A 15,676-nucleotide genomic window follows, 5' to 3' on the forward strand; every position below is an offset into this window, starting at 1 on the left:
CCCACGATTGCAGGGGTATTAAACGGTGGAGGGTGTGGTGCCGTCATTGCTTGTGGCGGCACCGTTTTTGTCTAAAGCGGTAGTTGCGGCAGGAATTTGTTCAAAGCGTGAACGACATCAATGTAAGTGGGTACCCTGGATTACTTTTTGTTTCTGGCCTTCCGCCGGACATCTCCCGGAGTTTGTCCTGTCCAGGAGCGATACGCTTTGGTGAAGCCGGCTTGATCGCTAAACCCCAGTTTTTCGGAGATGGATTCCAGAGATACGTTGGTGTCTTTTAGATACAGAGTGGCAAAGCTTTCGCGAATTTCGTTCCGGAGTTCCCGGAAAGAAGTACCTGCATTCGCCAGATGCTGGCGAAGCGTGCGTGGGCTCATATCCAAACGGCGAGCGAGGTTTTCGGTGGTGCATGGGCGGCCGGGCTGACTCATGATCAGTTCCCGGACTTGCTGCACGGTTTCATCGGATGCCACCCGTTTTTGCGACTGTGAACGGCGGGTTCTGGCAACCAGAAATTCCAGGTTGGTATCGTCTTTTCGAGCAGGACTCCCTTTTAAAGGGATGGTGACTTCGTTGATGTTTGCGTTAAAGATGAACTCACAGTTTGGCGCGAGCAGTTCCCAGCTTTGTAGAGGAAGGTTGCTCGGGAAATCGAACCGAAACGTGAAGTGGCTACAGACCTGGCACGAAACCCGATAAATACTGCCCATGTAGATTTTCACCAGACAGGCTTTCAGATCGCCTACGCCCCAGGTGTCGATCAGTTTCAGGCGAAAGGTAGAGCCCGTTGAAGCCAGCTCCATATCCATGAGAGGAAGCCCTACCCGCAGGTATTGTACGATCATGCTGACTAATCGCCGGGGGTTTTCTTGTTCCAGCATGGCGAACCCCAGAAGTCCGTGGCAGGGCAGATCCAGTTGTTTGCCGAACTCAAAGGCAGCGCGCTCATCGGCCATGAGCCAATCGGCTTGCCGGAGTAGGTCAAGGACTTGAGTCATGGAAAGGCTGGCTTCGGGATTATTCAGCAATTCATCGGTTATGCCGGTTTTCGTCAAAATGGTGTTTCGTTTTACGCCGCGCTTTTCCATAAAATGAACAAAACGGCGAGCGTAACGTGCCGAAATGATCGGCACCTCCAAAGCGAGGGGCGTCGACATATCCATATGAGGTCTCTCTGAGCGTTCGTCATTAAACAGCGCTTATTATTCAGCCATGGGAGGCTGTTTTTTGCGCAAGTATAGGCAGCTGCTTCAGAGTGCTTTGTAGTGGTAAGTCACAAATTGGCGGCATGGCCGGATATGACAAAGGGAAAACCCTAAAACGTGGAAGGGTTAAATGTATTCAGGTTCAGAGGAACTGTTGGTGAATAAAATTTCCGGGATATGCCCCGTGTGCGAGCTGTCTGCCCTGGAGCCCTTTCGAGAGGTGGAACAGAAGCGTTATCTACGTTGTGGCAACTGCCAAGCCACGGTTATGGCGCCGGAATGTCGCTTAACACCGGATGAAGAGTGTGCCGTGTATCAGCTGCACGACAACGACCCCGATGATGCGGGGTACCGGCGTTTTTTGTCGAAACTGGCGGACCCCATTTTGGCAGCATTGCCCGAAGGCGCGGCAGGGCTGGATTTCGGGTGCGGCCCGGGGCCAGCGTTGGCTGCTATGTTTGAGGAGGCCGGTTTTCCGGTTGCACTCTACGATCTGTTTTTCTACCCAGAGTCAGCTGTGTTGGAGCAGCGCTATGATTTCGTTACATGCACGGAAGTGGTGGAGCATTTGTTCGAACCAGCTAAGGTGTTTGCTCAATTTGACCGGCTCTTGAAACCGGGTGGCGTGTTAGGTGTGATGACCTGTTTTCAGACGGACGATGATCGCTTCGATAACTGGCACTATCGGCGCGATCCGACACACGTGGTTTTCTACCGGCAAGCTACTTTCGAGTGGTTGGCGGTTCGATATGGCTGGCACTTGGAGATTCCAGCCAAAGATGCAGTCTTACTGCACAAGCCGATTTAACCCGAGGCCTGTTTAATCGGTCTCGACTGCGCAGGCTGGAAGTTTCGGGCATGCGGCGCTCGTGTCTGACGAGCGTGCGTCCGGCTGGAAGTTTTCCATTGAAAATCGATCGCCGGCCAAGTCAGCAGCGCAGGCCATTGCTTGATTGGCTTGTTGGTCGCAGCCTGCCGCTGAAAGCGCGTAAGCTAGGTTGTTCCAGCCTTCCGCAAATTTTGGAAACCGCTCAGTCGCACGGCGCAGGTGATTGGCGGCAGCGTCAAAGCGTTTTTGGCTATACGCCAGGTTACCCTGAGCGATAAGCGGGGCGGGCTGGTTAATCCAGTAATGTTCTGCTGTTTGGTACGCGGTTTGGGCTGCAAGCGTGTGGCCGGTGCTCTCCAGATCGTGGGCTGCGCGTAGCCAAGGTAGCAGTTCAGCCGTTGCCGGCAGATGATCGGGAGGCAGGATCACCACAGCCCAGCGCTCAGCACGGTCCCAAGTGGCGTGAAATACCTTGTAAGGCTGGCGGTGGTGTTTGCGGGTGTCAGTGTTGAGTATCAGGGCTTGGTTCTGATGGTCGTAACCAACAACCACTGCAAAGTGCCACTGTGGCCACCAATCGAATCCCAGGTTCTGCATGACGAGCACCGGATTGCCGGCCGAGACCTCTGCCAGCAGCGTTTCGATGTCTGGCTGCAATGGGTAAACCACCATGTTGTGTGACCGCGCACCGGCAACCATCTCAACTTGTAGCGAGCCTTCCCTACCGGGTAGGTAAACCAGTTCTTTCAGGATGTCCGGATCGGTATTAAGGCCTTGGCTGTTCAGCATAGTGGCCAAGGATGCCGGACCGCATTGGTACTTTTCTTGCGGAAAAAAGGGAACATCGCCCAACAGTTGCTGGTTTTGGAAACCAGTTTGCCCGGCTATGGGCGAATCGGGCCAGGGCGGAGTGGTTGCACAGCCGGCCAGCAGAAGCAGCCCAAGAAGGGCTGCCAGTCTGCTGCATCGAAAGATTGCGGTCTGATAAAGGGAGCGGGTTAGCGAATGCAATTGATAAAGGAGAACAGGTTAGTTGCACACAGCATGTCGGTGATGATGAACACCAACAGGAATAATACGATGATTCCGACAACACCTTCCCCGGTGGGGGCTTCGGCCAACTGTTGTTCAAAATCGGCCAGTTCGGCCGGGGTAAGGTTCTGAATGCGCTCAGCCACCTGGTCTTCACTGACACCAAGCTCTGTGAGCTTTTCTTTGACTTCCTGCTGTTCGAGCATGTCCAGTAGCTGTTGGCGGTCAAGGTTGACCTGTTGTTGCTGGATTAACTCGCCTGTTCCGACCATGCCTGCGTGGGCAGATACGGAGAAGGTGGTGGCAAAAGCCATCAGGATGGCCATTACAAGCGAAAACTGCTTGGCATAGCGTCGAATGCCGTTCATTGCAGACTCCTTTCTCGTTTGTTTAGTTTCCTTAACCCTAGAACGCTCAGGCTTATGATTCAACATACAAAACGTTCATGGATACAAGGATCACCATCAGAAAGTTGAAAGACCTGTGGCTTCCATAAACCGGTATTGCCAGTATTTCAGGCGTGAGTCATCAGCCCAGCTGGAATAAGGCAAGCTAAGAGGCTTGCTGTTTGCCTGCTCGCTGGCCCAATGGTCATTGAAAAAGCCGGAGGCCTTGCGGGCAACCGGATGATCGTTCGGCACGCTCAACCAAACATTGGACTCAAGGTTGAGATCGTCAAGATTTCTCCGGGTAAAGTTGGCAGAACCCAGTAGCAGCTCTTGACGGCCGTCTTGCCGGGAGTAGCTGAGCAACTTGCTATGGCATTGCTCGCCCTGAGTATTGCACCAGCGAACAGGAATGCCCGCTTGGTGCAGCTCGTGTCCCACGGGGCGATTGGGTATTCCGTTTTTCTCATGGCCGAAAGCATCTTTGTTTGCGTCCAGCAACAGGCGGATATTTACGCCACGTTGCCGTGCGGCTTTCAGCGCCTCGATGATTGGCCGGTGAGAGAAATAGAACATGGCGATGTCTATGGCTTCGCCGCTTTGGCTTCGCTTGATCATATCCAGGGCTTGATCACGAATGGCGGACTCGGTGAGCAGCTTTATGGTGCTTGATGTTTCGGGTTCTGGCGGTTGAGAGTTAGCCGTTTTGCTGAGCCAGCGGTCAAACGTTTGGGTGCTGGCGCCGGACATATGGGCCACTGCGCGTTCGCTTCGAATCACATCGGCTACCGCAGGCCCGCTGAAGCTGAGCCCGATGTTGCTGTGCTGGCTGCTGCCGTCGTGGGGATTGGCAGAAGTAATGAGTGCGCGGAACTGATCGCCGGAGTCCGCGACCAAAACTTTGCGGTGATTGGCTTTGAAATTAGGGAGTGCCAGATAGCTGCGCAGCGTGGTTTTATCTGTGCCAAGAGCGTTTGGCAACCAGCCGCCGTCCGGATTGTTCCCGAGCCATTGGCAACACACTCGCCAAAGGGCCGACCAAGCAGGGCTGCTGTCACGAAGTGGTTCGAGATTGGTCACAACCAATTCGATGCCGGCTTCTTTCAGCGTTTCAAAGGCTGGTGAGCGTGTACCGCCGTAAAACGTGTTCAGCGGGTCTGAAATCACCACAATGTCGATCCGGGGATTGGCACGCTTCTTTTCGATCAATGCCTGTGTCAGTTGGCTTGAGAGGGGGCGTAGGCCCGTATTTTCAGAACCTGTGCTGTTATAAAGAAACATGTCGATAAGAATGAATTGCTCGGCTTGAGCAATTAGCTGAAAAACCTCATCGAAGATTTCGTGCTCTAGAGATGTTTCGCCATTCGGGAAGTGCCGTGTGGTATCGGTTAACAGGCGTGGAGAAATCAGAGGAGCTGTGCTTCCTGTGTATTGAATGCCTTCCGGAAGGGGCTTGTATGAATGCCACACACCCAAAGCGATCAATACCAACAGCAGAATACAGGCTACTACCTTCATCGTCATAGTCGTTTCGATCCGTCGAATCTGCCCGTGCTGAGCAGTTTACTCGCGTTGTTGGTTGATAACCCACTCAGAGAACAGCTCAAGAAGCCGGGTAGCGTGAGGGGCAGGCGACACTCGGTTCAGAAGTGATTCGGTATTGAGCCCTTCTTGTTCCAGTTCAGGACTTTGGACATGAAGGTAGCTCCTCATCACATCATCAGTGAACTCAGGATGGAATTGAACGCCCCAGGCATGTTCGCCAACCCGAAATGCTTGATGGGGTTCGAACTCCGTTGCGCCGAGCAACACCGCGCCGGGAGGTAACTCCAGAACAGACTGTTTGTGCGTTAGTTGCGCCGGGAACTGCTGGGGAAGGTGGCGGAACAGTGGGTCATGCTGCGCATTGTCGAATAGAGAGACGTTGTGTGTGCCAGTCTCGCGTCCTTTCGGATGGTAGCCTACCTTGCCGCCCAGAGCGTGGGCGAGTAGTTGGTGGCCGTAGCAGACACCAAACGTTGGAATGTTTGTCTGTACGGCACCTTTTAGCCAGTCTGCTGCTTGCTCGCTCCAAGGTTCACGGTCGCTCACCATGGCAGGCGAGCCGGTGATGACCACGCCGTGCCAATCATCCGGCTGACCGGGTGGGGGCGCTTGAGTAACGTCGGCGACCGTCAGGTTCAGCTGGCTGGACAACTTGCTCACAAACCAGTCTTCAAAATCTCCGAACTGATCTTTGATTTGAGGGTAGGTTGTGCCCGTTTTCAGGATCACTACACGAGGTTTCAATCCCTCATCTGTACCAGCCATGCGTTACCTCATTTGAAGCTAAAGCCTTGCGCAGACTATTCCTGCGGCAATTCAGCGTTATGGAATACGTTCTGAACATCGTCGAGGTCGTTCAGCATATCCATAAACTTTTCGAACATCGGGATGTCGTCGCCTTCTACTGGCGTGGTGGTTTTCGGCAGGAATTGGATTTCGTCTACCTCAAACTCAATGCCCTCGAAGGCATCTTCCAAGGCTTGCTTGGCTTTGGCGTATTCGGTGTTCGGGGTGAAGACAGTGATGGTTTCGTCTTCATTCTCGATATCGGTGACGTCGACATCGGCTTCCATCAGGGCTTCCAGAACGGATTCTTCGTCTTGGCCTTTAAATACAAAAATGGCGCAGTGGTCGAACATGTGAGCAACCGCGCCGGGGGTGCCAATTTTGCACTTGGTTTTGGTGAAAGCCAGGCGAACATCACCGAAGGTGCGGTTCGGGTTATCGGTCAGGCAGTCAACGATGACCATGCAGTTGCCGGGACCATAACCTTCGTAGCGAGCGGTGGAGTAGTCTTCGCCTGCGCCGCCTTTGGCTTTATCAATCGCTTTCTCAATAACGTGGGTGGGAACCTGGTCTTTCTTCGCGCGCTCAATCAGCCCTCGCAGAGATAGGTTGGCCTGAGGGTCAACGCCGCCAGACTTGGCCGACATGTAAATTTCCCGACCGTATTTGCTGTAGACCTTGGTTTTTGCCGCAGCCGTTTTGGCCATGGACTCTTTGCGATTCTGATAGGCTCTGCCCATATTTCTGTGCCCCTTGCTTGCTATAAAGAGCGTGATTTTACTGAACCTGACGACAATACAACAGCTTTGTTACGCCAGTTCGGGAACTCGTCGGATTCCTCGGCGCAGCCCCAACTCCAATAAGGAGCGAATCAGTTTGCCTGTGAAAGGAACGACATCTTCAAAGCAGATGGTGTACTTAAGGCGGGTTTGGCCGTCTGCGGTGTCGCTAAAATGAATGCGCCCTATGTGATTTTTGATCGGGCCGGCGCTGGTGACTGTGTATTCGATCAAGGAATAGGGCTCGAACTCAAGTACCGTCTCTTCGATACTCAAAGGCCCCAAGCCGACTTTACGAACTGAGCCCGCGCCATTCGGATCGGCCTGATCGCTCTCTTTAATGCGTTTGACCGGCGCGCCAATCATTTTTCCAAAACGGTGGTGGTCGGCAAACAGCGCAAAAACCTTCTTGCGCGGCACGTTGAAAGTTTCATCGATCTCTATTTTGTAGGCTGCCATCTTGCTTCTCTTGTTCTTTGATGTTGGCCCAAGAGTAACGGTTCACACTGTTTAACAAAAGGTGTCCAGTAGGCCGAGTGGGTGGTTGGTCTTATGGAGTGCTCTCGTTATAATCTGCCGTGCTCAGGACGAGCAGGATCTAAATCACACACTTCAGGGACTGAAGTTATGCCCCAGGCAAGCGGATTGCAGTTCACCGCCCGTGTTGGCGAATTCCCCTCAGACCACTTCGTGGTTGCCAGCTTTGTGCTCACCGAAGGTTTGTCCACGCTCTCCCATGGCCGTTTGAAACTGGCCAGCACCGATCCGGACGTGCAAGCCGCGGATGTATTGGAACAGCCGGTGGATCTGGTGGTGTGGCAAGACGGCCAGCCCCTGCGTCGGTTCACCGGCGTGGTGAACGAATTCGTACGAGGCAACACTGGCCACCGCCGCACCCATTACGAAGTGGTGATCCAACCTCCGGTGTGGCGTTTGGGCTTAATGCACAACAGCCGTATCTTCCAAGCTCAGACCACCGATGCCATTGTGCGCACGCTGTTGGAAGAGCGGGGCATTGTGGATACGGTGTTCGACCTGAAACGCGCGCCCGAAGAGCGGGAATACTGCGTCCAGCACCGGGAAAGCGACCTGAAATTTGTGGAACGACTGGCTGCGGAAGAAGGTTGGCACTACCGCTACCAACACGGCAGCGTGGATGGCGAAGAACAACCAGCATTAGTCATCGCAGACCATCACGGTGATGCGCCCAAATTAGACCCGGCAGAATGCAATACCAAAGCCGGCGGCAGCACTCAACAGGCCTGCGTCTTCAGCTTCGCCTACGAAGAAAGGGTGCGCGCTTCATCGGTGGCGATGAAAGACTACACCTTCAAGAACCCCGCCTACGCTCTGATGCACGAACAGAGTGCCGGCGGCATGAACCACCGCGACGACTACCAACATTACGACTACCCCGGTCGCTACAAAGCCGACGCCAGTGGCCGGCCGTTTACTGAGACCCGATTAGACGCACTCAGAAACGACGCGTCCACAGCCAAAGGCAAAAGCAACCGCCCGGATTTTGCTGCGGGTGCGAAAGTGGAACTGCAAGAGCATGACAGCCAGAGCCTGAACCGGGAATGGCTGCTGACCGCCATCACCCACACCGGCAAACAGCCCCAGGCCATGGAAGAAGAGGGTGGCAGCGAACCCACCAGCTACCACAACGAATTCACCGCCATCCCGGCCGACAAAACCTGGCGCCCCCTGTGTAACCACAAACCCGTGATCGACGGCCCCCAGATGGCCATCGTCACCGGCCCGGAAGGGGAAGAAATCCACTGCGATCAGTATGGACGCGTCAAAGTCCGGTTCCCGTGGGATAGATACTCGAAAAACGATGAACAAAGCAGTGCCTGGCTACGAGTAGCCCAGGGCTGGGCTGGTGGCCAATACGGCTTCATGGCCCTGCCAAGAATCGGCCACGAAGTGATCGTATCTTTCCTGGACGGCGACCCGGACCAGCCCATCATCACCGGCCGAACCTACCACGCCACCAATACACCGCCGTACGCGCTGCCAGAACACAAAACCCGGACCACATTAAAAACCAAAACCCACAAGGGCGAAGGCAGCAACGAACTGCGTTTTGAAGACGAAGCCGCCGAAGAGCAGATCTACGTGCACGCCCAGAAGGACCTGGACCTGCTCACGGAAAACAACCGCACCGAAGTCATCAGGAACGACAGCCACCTGACGGTGGAGAACAACCGCTTCAGCCACACCAAAGGCAACAGCCACCACACCACAGATGGCGAACATCGCGAGAGCATCGGTGCCGACTACAGTCTCACCGTAAACGGCAGCCACCACAGTAAGCAGGGCAAAAACCAGCTGGTGGAAGCCGGCACCGAAATCCACCACAAGGCCGGTATGAAAATCGTGATCGAAGCCGGGGCTGAGGTGACGCTTAAGGCCGGTGGCAGCTTTGTGAAGGTAGACCCGAGTGGGGTGACGGTGTCAGGGCCTTTGGTGCGGATGAATTCAGGGGGTGGGCCTGGGAGTGGTAGTGGGGTTGGGGTGAAGGGGCCGTTGTTGCCAAATATGGTAACTCATGATGCTCTATCTGAGCAGTCAGTCTCAACGCTTCCCAATACCGAGACACGGCATTCCGGTGCCCCTCAGTTTTTAAACGCGGAACAGTTGCGACCGCCTGAGGCCGACCTGAAACAGGCCGCAAGTTTCAGAAATGCAGCGAGGAAGGAAGATACTTTTTCGGAGGTTTGCTCTGTGAGATCGGACGAGGGGATTTCGTCATGACGCTGCAGAGTTCGAACATTCATGAAAGCCTGTCTCCGTCCGACAAGAAAATGTTCATGTTGTTTGATGGAGCGATCGCGGGAGGCCTGCGAAGTTTGTATGAAGAGAGCCTGGATGTATGCCCTTTAATGGTACTTAAAGACGGCGTTTTCGATGGCGTATCAGCATTAGGGCCGATGATTGCTGATTTTGGAGCGAGCATAGTGCTCAAAGAGCTGTGGGCAAAGAACCATCCCTTAGTCGCGAGGACTTCGGTGTTGCATACGTCTTATGATGAGTCAGCATTATTGGACTTTATGCGGTCTAGGGTTCAGGTGATGATGCCGGAGGGGCACGCTGTCTGGCTGAGGATTGGTGATGCCAAGGTAGTCTCGAGACTAGCTGGAGTTGACGGTCGTTTACCCGCTCATTTTTGGTCTGGCATTAACAGCATCTTTTTCCGTTCAAGTGATGGATCGATGACTCAGTATCGCCCTTCACCTTCCAGAATGAGTGACGAACAAAAGGAAGGACAATTCGAGTCGAATCTGGTGGCCCCATGCTTTCAATTTAGCTTGGATTTGCTGGCCGCTCTGGATTCTTCTGCGGATAACCAACACAGGGACGTGTTATGACTTATTGCGCAACTTGCCCACTAATGACGGCTTTTCTACCCCTTAGATACGCCATTGGCCCTATGCGCTATGAGGGGGAGCTCTTAGCTGGGCTGGAATTGCCCGATTTACCGGACCTGTTTCCTAATATTGATCGCTATACTGATCTTCAGGATCGGAATCTTGGACTTGTTCCTCGATTTCTGAGAGATGGCTGGCTGTATGTCTGGAGTGAGTTCGAAGGGAGGTTAATTGAGTATTCGGTTAAAAATTCCCTGCTTCAGGAGACGACCCGAGGTGGGGAGGTTGTTGATCATCGCGGCAATGTCTACTTGTCTTTACCCTCTGGTGAGCCTGCTGATGTCGCCTGGAGTGAGAATCAATGGTCTGACGCTCATTTCGAAATGATTGTGAATGAACCGGGTCAGCGCAGCAAGTTTATGCGCAGGATTGTGCCAGGAGGTTCACCGAACACGCAGCTGCTTGATGAAAAGACCTTTTATGCCTTGCCAGAAGTTACCTCCATTGAGGAGTTTGACTGGACTGGCCTGACTCCAACCATTCCCCACTGGCCTCGGTTGGAGCGTTCTACCCAGCGATTTGACCAGCGCGTGATGGGGATAGTGGACGATCCATGGGGTGTTACCGAAGATCTGGCCGCATTGGTTCGTCTGGCTCACGATAACCAGGAGAGGTTAAGAGCCAGATTCGGTGGAGAGTGGAGTTTGGCGAAGACGATCAAGGATCTTTATGAGACTGATCGCCAGCTTGAAGCGAAACTTCCTGAACTTGTAGATCTGCCGAAATTACAGAGAGTGTGGCGGGAATCGGATGAGTCTCAGTCACATTTTGAAGACGTTGTTGCTGGGCTCCTTGATTCCTGGGTCCTATGGATGGATACCCTCGAATGTGCGAATGGCCCTGAAACCCTCGCAAGTTCATGCGAGAGCCTGGATCTGGCTAAAGAAGATCATCACACCATTCTGCAGGAAAAATTCGGACTTGCTTTGCTTGGTCCATCTTATTTTAGTAAAGGGGCCGGGGCTATCGGCCGCCTAGCCGCAGTTCAGGGGGAGGGGACTCGCTGGTTCTGGAATGCGTTGCTTGGGATAAGAGAGCGTGTATCACTCGGTGACGTCGAGAAGCTAGTATCAATTGGCGATATGGCTAACGATTCTGTTGAAGACCTATCCAAAGCTGCCACGGCTGTCGTTGCCGCCATAAACTCTAAGGTGTCGGGTTTAGTGGGGCGGGCACCAATTCCATCGGCTGTGCCGACACAAATACTTTTCAACGCAATTTCGCCTGCAGCCGCAGTTGAATTGAGAGGATTCCCGCATCGAATCTCACTTTTAGGCAGTGGCTTTTTGGTGTCTGGATTGGCACGAACAGGGCAGTCATTGGCGGTGGACAGTGTAGGTGCTGTTCAATCGAATCAGTGGCTGAGTGAGGCGGCGAAAAATAGTGGCAATGCAGCGGCGACTCTTAGTCCTCCTGACGTCGAAGCACGGAAAGTGCCCGTTATTCGTATCGCATCAGCAAATGCTGGCCAATATTTTAAAGGCAACCCATACAGCCTCAAGGATGCTTTAGAAAAGGCTCCCTTGCGTTCAGTTCTGGTTGTTCTGACCGGATTGAACATGGTGTCTGCAATCTCAGAATTTTTTACCGATTCGAATAAAGACGTCGAAGGTTTAGCAAAGGCTACCGGGAGCGTCACAGGTTTCACCGCTGCAGCCTTATCCTTAGAGCACAAGATTTCCGAGCTTAATTGGAATAAAGGACTCTCAAGGTCACCTAACCCAGCAGCGTATAGCCATGGAGTAGGTGCAGTTGCAGCCGCGCTCACCGCTGCCACTGCGGCTTTCGACATCATTGTATTTGGGATGCAAGCGATCGAGTCCTACCGTTCTGGTGATTTCGATACGTCTGCTCTTGAGGCCGGCTTGATGGGGGTGTCGTCGGGGCAACTGGCGCTCAGTGTGAGAGCTTTTAGAGCGTATCGTGAGGCGAGAGCTGCCGCACTAGGGTTGCAAGTTGCTTCCTCAGTCCGGGGATTGTCTAGGCTGGGTGGCTTCTATACGGCGTTGTCTCTAGGCCTAACTGCATCCTTGATTGGAGGCTTGGTCGCCCGTCACTACGCGCAGAATACACCGCTTGAGCGCTGGCTCGCTAATACTAGATTTGGTGTAAAGCCGGCGGAGTGGTCAGGAAACTATCGAGATGAAATGGAGCGGTTGTACACGGTTATTTTTCCCATCAAGTTGAGGCTGGAAAGGGTTCCAAGGTTAAATCCGCATACGGGAATCCATATGCAGGATTGCTGGTTGATTCTTGAGCTAGCAGGCCAAAGTGCTTTGAATCCTGAAACTATTTATTTTTCTGGCGATGAGTTGAGAAGCGGTGTTGGTTACCGGTCTTTGGCATGGGTTGAACGGCAATTACGAGCTGTTCTGGATACAGAGGAAAGAGAGCAAATCCTTCAGCCAAAGCGAACCCCTGTGACTTGGTCTGGTGCTGATTTCAGTCTGCATGTGGGTACAAGAGTTCATAACGCCGCAGCTACGGCCACATACAGAAGAGTTTATCACGATGATGACCAGATCTTTGGGCTGCAGGGCGAGTTAATCTATCGACCACAACCTGGTTTGGAAATGCCTCCGGTAAAGGTTGATATCTGGTGATTGAAAACGCGAAAAAGTTGTTTGACGCTGTAACTAAAAAATTTGGTAGTTCCTCAAATGCTCTTCAGCTGAGCGGTGGCTCGGGTACTGGCTATGCTCCATCCCAGCCCGGTCTCGTAGAGTCGCAAGATGAGGTGTCTTTGACTTTGAGAACCGGCAGCACCGATAGCAGAGGCATTCTTACAGGTGTAGGTTTTTTTGTGGGAGCAGTTGGAATACTGCTTGTTTTGCTGCCTAACCTATTTGGAACACCTTATAGTTCGAATTTGGACTGGTGGGTTTTCTTTCTCTCAGTTTTAGTCATTATTGCTCCTGCAATATGGGAGATTAGCCGTCCGCCCATGCTACCTGTAGTTTTTAATCGGCGTACGCGCGAGATTTACTACGATCACAAAGGCGAACTCTACTACTCAGAATGGGATGATATAGAGGCAGTCGCGTATGAATATACGATAGTCAATCAGTACTCAGGAGCCATTATTCATGGAAAATTGGAAATTGTTCTTCGGAAGTTCGGTGACCCCGAAGATCGGATAGTGCTGAATCTATCAGGCGTTCCAGCGGGCAAGCGCTTACCAACCTTATTAAGTTTCTGGGAATATTTGAGAAGCTATATGACAGTTGGCCCGTGGTTTGACGAGACCGGCAATAAGACAGAATTTAAAAATTCGTTTATAGAGAAAAACTTGAAATCCGGCGACATTTCCTTTCTTGACTTGGTTCTTGATTCAAGGAGAACTTTGGGGAGAGAACGCATAGAGGGGGAGGGTGTTTCTGGGGCTGCTTTTCTTTCTTGGGTGACCTCTTATATGCTGTTCCTGCCTGCATTCGGCATGGAAATTGTACAGAAGATTGATAGAAAGAAGGCTCGTAAACACTGGCCTGAAGTCGTTCAAGAGCGCCTAGAACCAAACGGCTCAACAACTCGCCTGATCGATATCGAAGAAAACTACATGGCGCAAAAACAGAAGGAGCTGGACGAGCTTCATGAAAGAATGCGCAAAACTCTTCCCCGGTAGGTCTTTTCTCAGCAGAGCCAATCATTCGCTGCGTTGATAACCAGCCTCAACCCATTAACTAACCTCCCAGCACCAGAAAAATGCTCAGAAAAAACACATTGATTGGCCGTTTCTGTGGTCAGCATTAAAGATGCGGATAGCTTAGGAGGCTTTGACAGATGTCGGGTATTGATCCGCTGAAAATAGCTTGTTTGGTAGTAGCGCAAGCATTCATATCTGGCTGTGGTGAGGATGGCCTGGTTTCTTCTGCCCTGGAACAGGCAACAGATAATCAGGTGTTTGTGAAAGGCGGTGAGTTTGTTCTTGGAGATATTGGGAAGCCTGATGGTAGTCCTTACGTGACTCTGACTGATTATAGTCGCCCAGCAGTCAAAATTAGAATCGATAGTTACTCCATATCTCGATATGAGACGACTTGGGGCGAAATGGCGGTGTACTACGAGGAACTCAATCGACATCACTTGTACGAGGAAGAATTTACTCTCAAAAAGTACTTGTTAGTCTCGGATGACCCCTTGTCACCGAACTATTACCGGAAGCCCGCCCGAGTACCAAATTACGGAGAGGCTGAGGGGTATTGCGCTTGGCTCGCAGAACGTACCGGGCTGCCTTTTGCTTTGCCTACCGAAGCCCAGTGGGAGTATGCGGCTCGAAGCCGGGGGAGGGAGGTGCCCTATGCCACGGATACAGGAGATGTCGAGAGGGATCCCTACCTGCGCCGCCCAAAAGAGTATGTTGACCCTTCGATACCGCCCTCTGGCAACGCCCTAATGCACTCTTCGCTGAAGTTCGAGCGGCGCCCGGTTGGCAGCTACCCACCAAATCCGTTAGGCCTATACGACATGACGGGAAACGTAGCGGAATGGACGCAGGATTGGTTTCAGGAGGATTACTATAGATATGCTCCTTATGATAATCCGCGAGGCCCAGACTCACCGTCCGGTGAGGGACTGCCCAGTAAAACGGTGCGAGATTGGGGCGGCCGTGGCGACTGGTTTGGAGGCGGTGGGACTGTTTTCGCGCGGGGTGGTCGATCCGTAGATTTTGCAGGTATGGGCTTCCGCTGCGTCATCAACCACCCGGAGCCAATAAATTGAGGGCACGGAATGGTTGTGTGATGTTGCTCCTTGCCCTTTCAACTGGTTGCTCCTCACCTCAAGCGCCTTCCGATATTAAAATCGATGGGGTGCTCACAAGTGCCAAAAGCAATCTGGTCTTTGTCGAAGGCGGCGAGTTTTGGCTGGGAGATGTCGGAAACGAATCGGGAGTGCTTTTTAACCCGATCTCCGATGACAACAAACCGCCAAAGCTTGTTGAGCTCGAGAGCTTTTCAATTCTCAAAAGAGAGGTTACTTGGGGGGAGTTCGTCACGTTTCTAAAGGATGTGGGGCGAGCGGGCGACTACACAGTTGAAAAGGGCTTCAAGCGTGCTGTGAGGTTGCCCATAACCTCAAATGATGATCCTGCCTCGCCAAATTACAAACATAAACCTGCCCGGAGTCCGAATTTCCAGGAAGCAGAAAACTACTGTTTGTGGCTGGCCGAGAAAACGAGGCTCCCCTTTTCCCTCCCATCCGAAGCTCAGTGGGAGTACGCGGCTCGGAATCGGGGGCAGGCCATCGCATTCGCAACCGATACAGGTGAAGTGGAGCTAGATAAGTATCTTCAACGCCCCTCATATGCCATCGACCCGATGCAACCAGTTTCCGGTAATGTGTTGATTCACTCATCAATCGATGTGGAGAGGCGCCCGGTCGGCTCTTACCCCCCGAGTCCCCTGGGCTTGCACGATATGACCGGGAACGTGGCCGAGTGGACCAAAGACTGGTTCCGGCCCGGTTTTGACCATCTTTCCACCAAGAATCCTGTGGCCATAGAGCCTAGCCGTGAGCATGCCGGGAAACGCGTGGTCAGGGATCTGGCGGGATTGGGTGATCATGTTGGCGGCAATGCGACGGTTTACGGGAGAATGGGACGAGGCCTGAACTCCTACTATCAAGGCTTCCGCTGCGTCGTTAACCAGCCCCAGCCCATTAACTAACCTCCCAGCGCCAGAAA

At 52.9% G+C, this 15,676-nt stretch carries 14 protein-coding genes; 7 read left to right on the forward strand and 7 right to left on the reverse strand.

The genetic code is table 11. The annotated features are described in order from the left end of the window. Positions 1-140 precede the first annotated feature (140 nt). The gene (locus DOQ08_RS01300) at positions 141-1,163 is read right to left on the reverse strand and encodes an AraC family transcriptional regulator (RefSeq protein WP_114333104.1); all 1,023 of its coding nucleotides are present in this window, start codon (positions 1,161-1,163) and stop codon (positions 141-143) included. Between the two features lie 310 nt (positions 1,164-1,473). Here DOQ08_RS01300 and DOQ08_RS01305 point away from each other — a divergent pair, with 310 nt between their 5' ends. Next, positions 1,474-2,013: a class I SAM-dependent methyltransferase gene (locus DOQ08_RS01305; RefSeq protein ID WP_406565338.1), complete on the forward strand. Its 540-nt coding sequence runs from the start codon at positions 1,474-1,476 to the stop codon at positions 2,011-2,013. Positions 2,014-2,025: 12 nt separating this feature from the next. Here the strand turns inward: DOQ08_RS01305 and DOQ08_RS01310 are convergent, their stop codons facing one another. The 6 genes from DOQ08_RS01310 to DOQ08_RS01335 all read right to left on the reverse strand — a co-directional run bounded on the left by DOQ08_RS01310 (position 2,026) and on the right by DOQ08_RS01335 (position 7,021). Beyond that, complete coding sequence (locus tag DOQ08_RS01310; RefSeq protein WP_319921906.1) at positions 2,026-3,045, reverse strand: PA2778 family cysteine peptidase; 1,020 nt, start codon at positions 3,043-3,045, stop codon at positions 2,026-2,028. Then, positions 3,033-3,434, reverse strand: a complete 402-nt coding sequence (locus DOQ08_RS01315) for a PA2779 family protein (RefSeq protein ID WP_114333105.1) — start codon at positions 3,432-3,434, stop codon at positions 3,033-3,035. The genes DOQ08_RS01310 and DOQ08_RS01315 overlap by 13 nt, the downstream gene beginning before the upstream one ends. A gap of 96 nt (positions 3,435-3,530) precedes the next feature. After that, the gene (locus tag DOQ08_RS01320; RefSeq protein ID WP_114333106.1) at positions 3,531-4,976 is read right to left on the reverse strand and encodes a phospholipase D family protein; all 1,446 of its coding nucleotides are present in this window, start codon (positions 4,974-4,976) and stop codon (positions 3,531-3,533) included. Positions 4,977-5,015: 39 nt separating this feature from the next. Then, entirely contained in the window at positions 5,016-5,762 is a 747-nt protein-coding gene (locus DOQ08_RS01325; RefSeq protein WP_114333107.1) for a glutamine amidotransferase, read from the reverse strand. Positions 5,763-5,797: 35 nt separating this feature from the next. After that, positions 5,798-6,523, reverse strand: coding sequence for a YebC/PmpR family DNA-binding transcriptional regulator (locus tag DOQ08_RS01330; protein ID WP_114333108.1), 726 nt, complete (start codon positions 6,521-6,523; stop codon positions 5,798-5,800). Positions 6,524-6,592: 69 nt separating this feature from the next. Continuing rightward, complete coding sequence (locus tag DOQ08_RS01335; RefSeq protein ID WP_114333109.1) at positions 6,593-7,021, reverse strand: SRPBCC family protein; 429 nt, start codon at positions 7,019-7,021, stop codon at positions 6,593-6,595. 168 nt (positions 7,022-7,189) lie between these two features. On the opposite strand from DOQ08_RS01335, the gene DOQ08_RS01340 reads away from it, so the two are divergent. The 6 genes from DOQ08_RS01340 to DOQ08_RS01365 all read left to right on the forward strand — a co-directional run bounded on the left by DOQ08_RS01340 (position 7,190) and on the right by DOQ08_RS01365 (position 15,659). After that, positions 7,190-9,322, forward strand: coding sequence for a type VI secretion system Vgr family protein (locus tag DOQ08_RS01340; RefSeq protein ID WP_227537442.1), 2,133 nt, complete (start codon positions 7,190-7,192; stop codon positions 9,320-9,322). Continuing rightward, on the forward strand, positions 9,319-9,936 hold the full coding sequence (locus DOQ08_RS01345) for a DUF4123 domain-containing protein (RefSeq protein WP_114333110.1): 618 nt from the start codon (positions 9,319-9,321) through the stop codon (positions 9,934-9,936). The genes DOQ08_RS01340 and DOQ08_RS01345 overlap by 4 nt, the downstream gene beginning before the upstream one ends. Then, positions 9,933-12,599 (forward strand): toxin VasX, encoded by a 2,667-nt coding sequence (locus DOQ08_RS01350; protein ID WP_114333111.1) that lies wholly within the window; start codon positions 9,933-9,935, stop codon positions 12,597-12,599. The genes DOQ08_RS01345 and DOQ08_RS01350 overlap by 4 nt, the downstream gene beginning before the upstream one ends. Then, positions 12,596-13,618, forward strand: a complete 1,023-nt coding sequence (locus DOQ08_RS01355) for a DUF6708 domain-containing protein (protein ID WP_114333112.1) — start codon at positions 12,596-12,598, stop codon at positions 13,616-13,618. The genes DOQ08_RS01350 and DOQ08_RS01355 overlap by 4 nt, the downstream gene beginning before the upstream one ends. A gap of 158 nt (positions 13,619-13,776) precedes the next feature. Then, the gene (locus DOQ08_RS01360; protein ID WP_165823576.1) at positions 13,777-14,715 is read left to right on the forward strand and encodes a formylglycine-generating enzyme family protein; all 939 of its coding nucleotides are present in this window, start codon (positions 13,777-13,779) and stop codon (positions 14,713-14,715) included. Positions 14,716-14,735: 20 nt separating this feature from the next. Continuing rightward, positions 14,736-15,659: a formylglycine-generating enzyme family protein gene (locus tag DOQ08_RS01365; RefSeq protein ID WP_114333113.1), complete on the forward strand. Its 924-nt coding sequence runs from the start codon at positions 14,736-14,738 to the stop codon at positions 15,657-15,659. The last annotated feature ends 17 nt before the right edge of the window (positions 15,660-15,676 follow it).

It is taken from the genome of Marinobacter litoralis, assembly GCF_003336705.1.
Taxonomy (GTDB): domain Bacteria; phylum Pseudomonadota; class Gammaproteobacteria; order Pseudomonadales; family Oleiphilaceae; genus Marinobacter; species Marinobacter litoralis.

Coding starts and splice junctions, on each gene's coding strand:
- DOQ08_RS01365 (WP_114333113.1), top strand. CDS start 14,736: ATGTTGCTCCTTGCCCTTTCAACTGGTTGCTCCTCACCTCAAGCGCCT.
- DOQ08_RS01300 (WP_114333104.1), bottom strand. CDS start 1,163: ATGGATATGTCGACGCCCCTCGCTTTGGAGGTGCCGATCATTTCGGCA.
- DOQ08_RS01330 (WP_114333108.1), bottom strand. CDS start 6,523: ATGGGCAGAGCCTATCAGAATCGCAAAGAGTCCATGGCCAAAACGGCT.
- DOQ08_RS01320 (WP_114333106.1), bottom strand. CDS start 4,976: ATGACGATGAAGGTAGTAGCCTGTATTCTGCTGTTGGTATTGATCGCT.
- DOQ08_RS01345 (WP_114333110.1), top strand. CDS start 9,319: ATGACGCTGCAGAGTTCGAACATTCATGAAAGCCTGTCTCCGTCCGAC.
- DOQ08_RS01305 (WP_406565338.1), top strand. CDS start 1,474: ATGGCGCCGGAATGTCGCTTAACACCGGATGAAGAGTGTGCCGTGTAT.
- DOQ08_RS01340 (WP_227537442.1), top strand. CDS start 7,190: ATGCCCCAGGCAAGCGGATTGCAGTTCACCGCCCGTGTTGGCGAATTC.
- DOQ08_RS01325 (WP_114333107.1), bottom strand. CDS start 5,762: ATGGCTGGTACAGATGAGGGATTGAAACCTCGTGTAGTGATCCTGAAA.
- DOQ08_RS01350 (WP_114333111.1), top strand. CDS start 9,933: ATGACTTATTGCGCAACTTGCCCACTAATGACGGCTTTTCTACCCCTT.
- DOQ08_RS01335 (WP_114333109.1), bottom strand. CDS start 7,021: ATGGCAGCCTACAAAATAGAGATCGATGAAACTTTCAACGTGCCGCGC.
- DOQ08_RS01360 (WP_165823576.1), top strand. CDS start 13,777: ATGTCGGGTATTGATCCGCTGAAAATAGCTTGTTTGGTAGTAGCGCAA.
- DOQ08_RS01315 (WP_114333105.1), bottom strand. CDS start 3,434: ATGAACGGCATTCGACGCTATGCCAAGCAGTTTTCGCTTGTAATGGCC.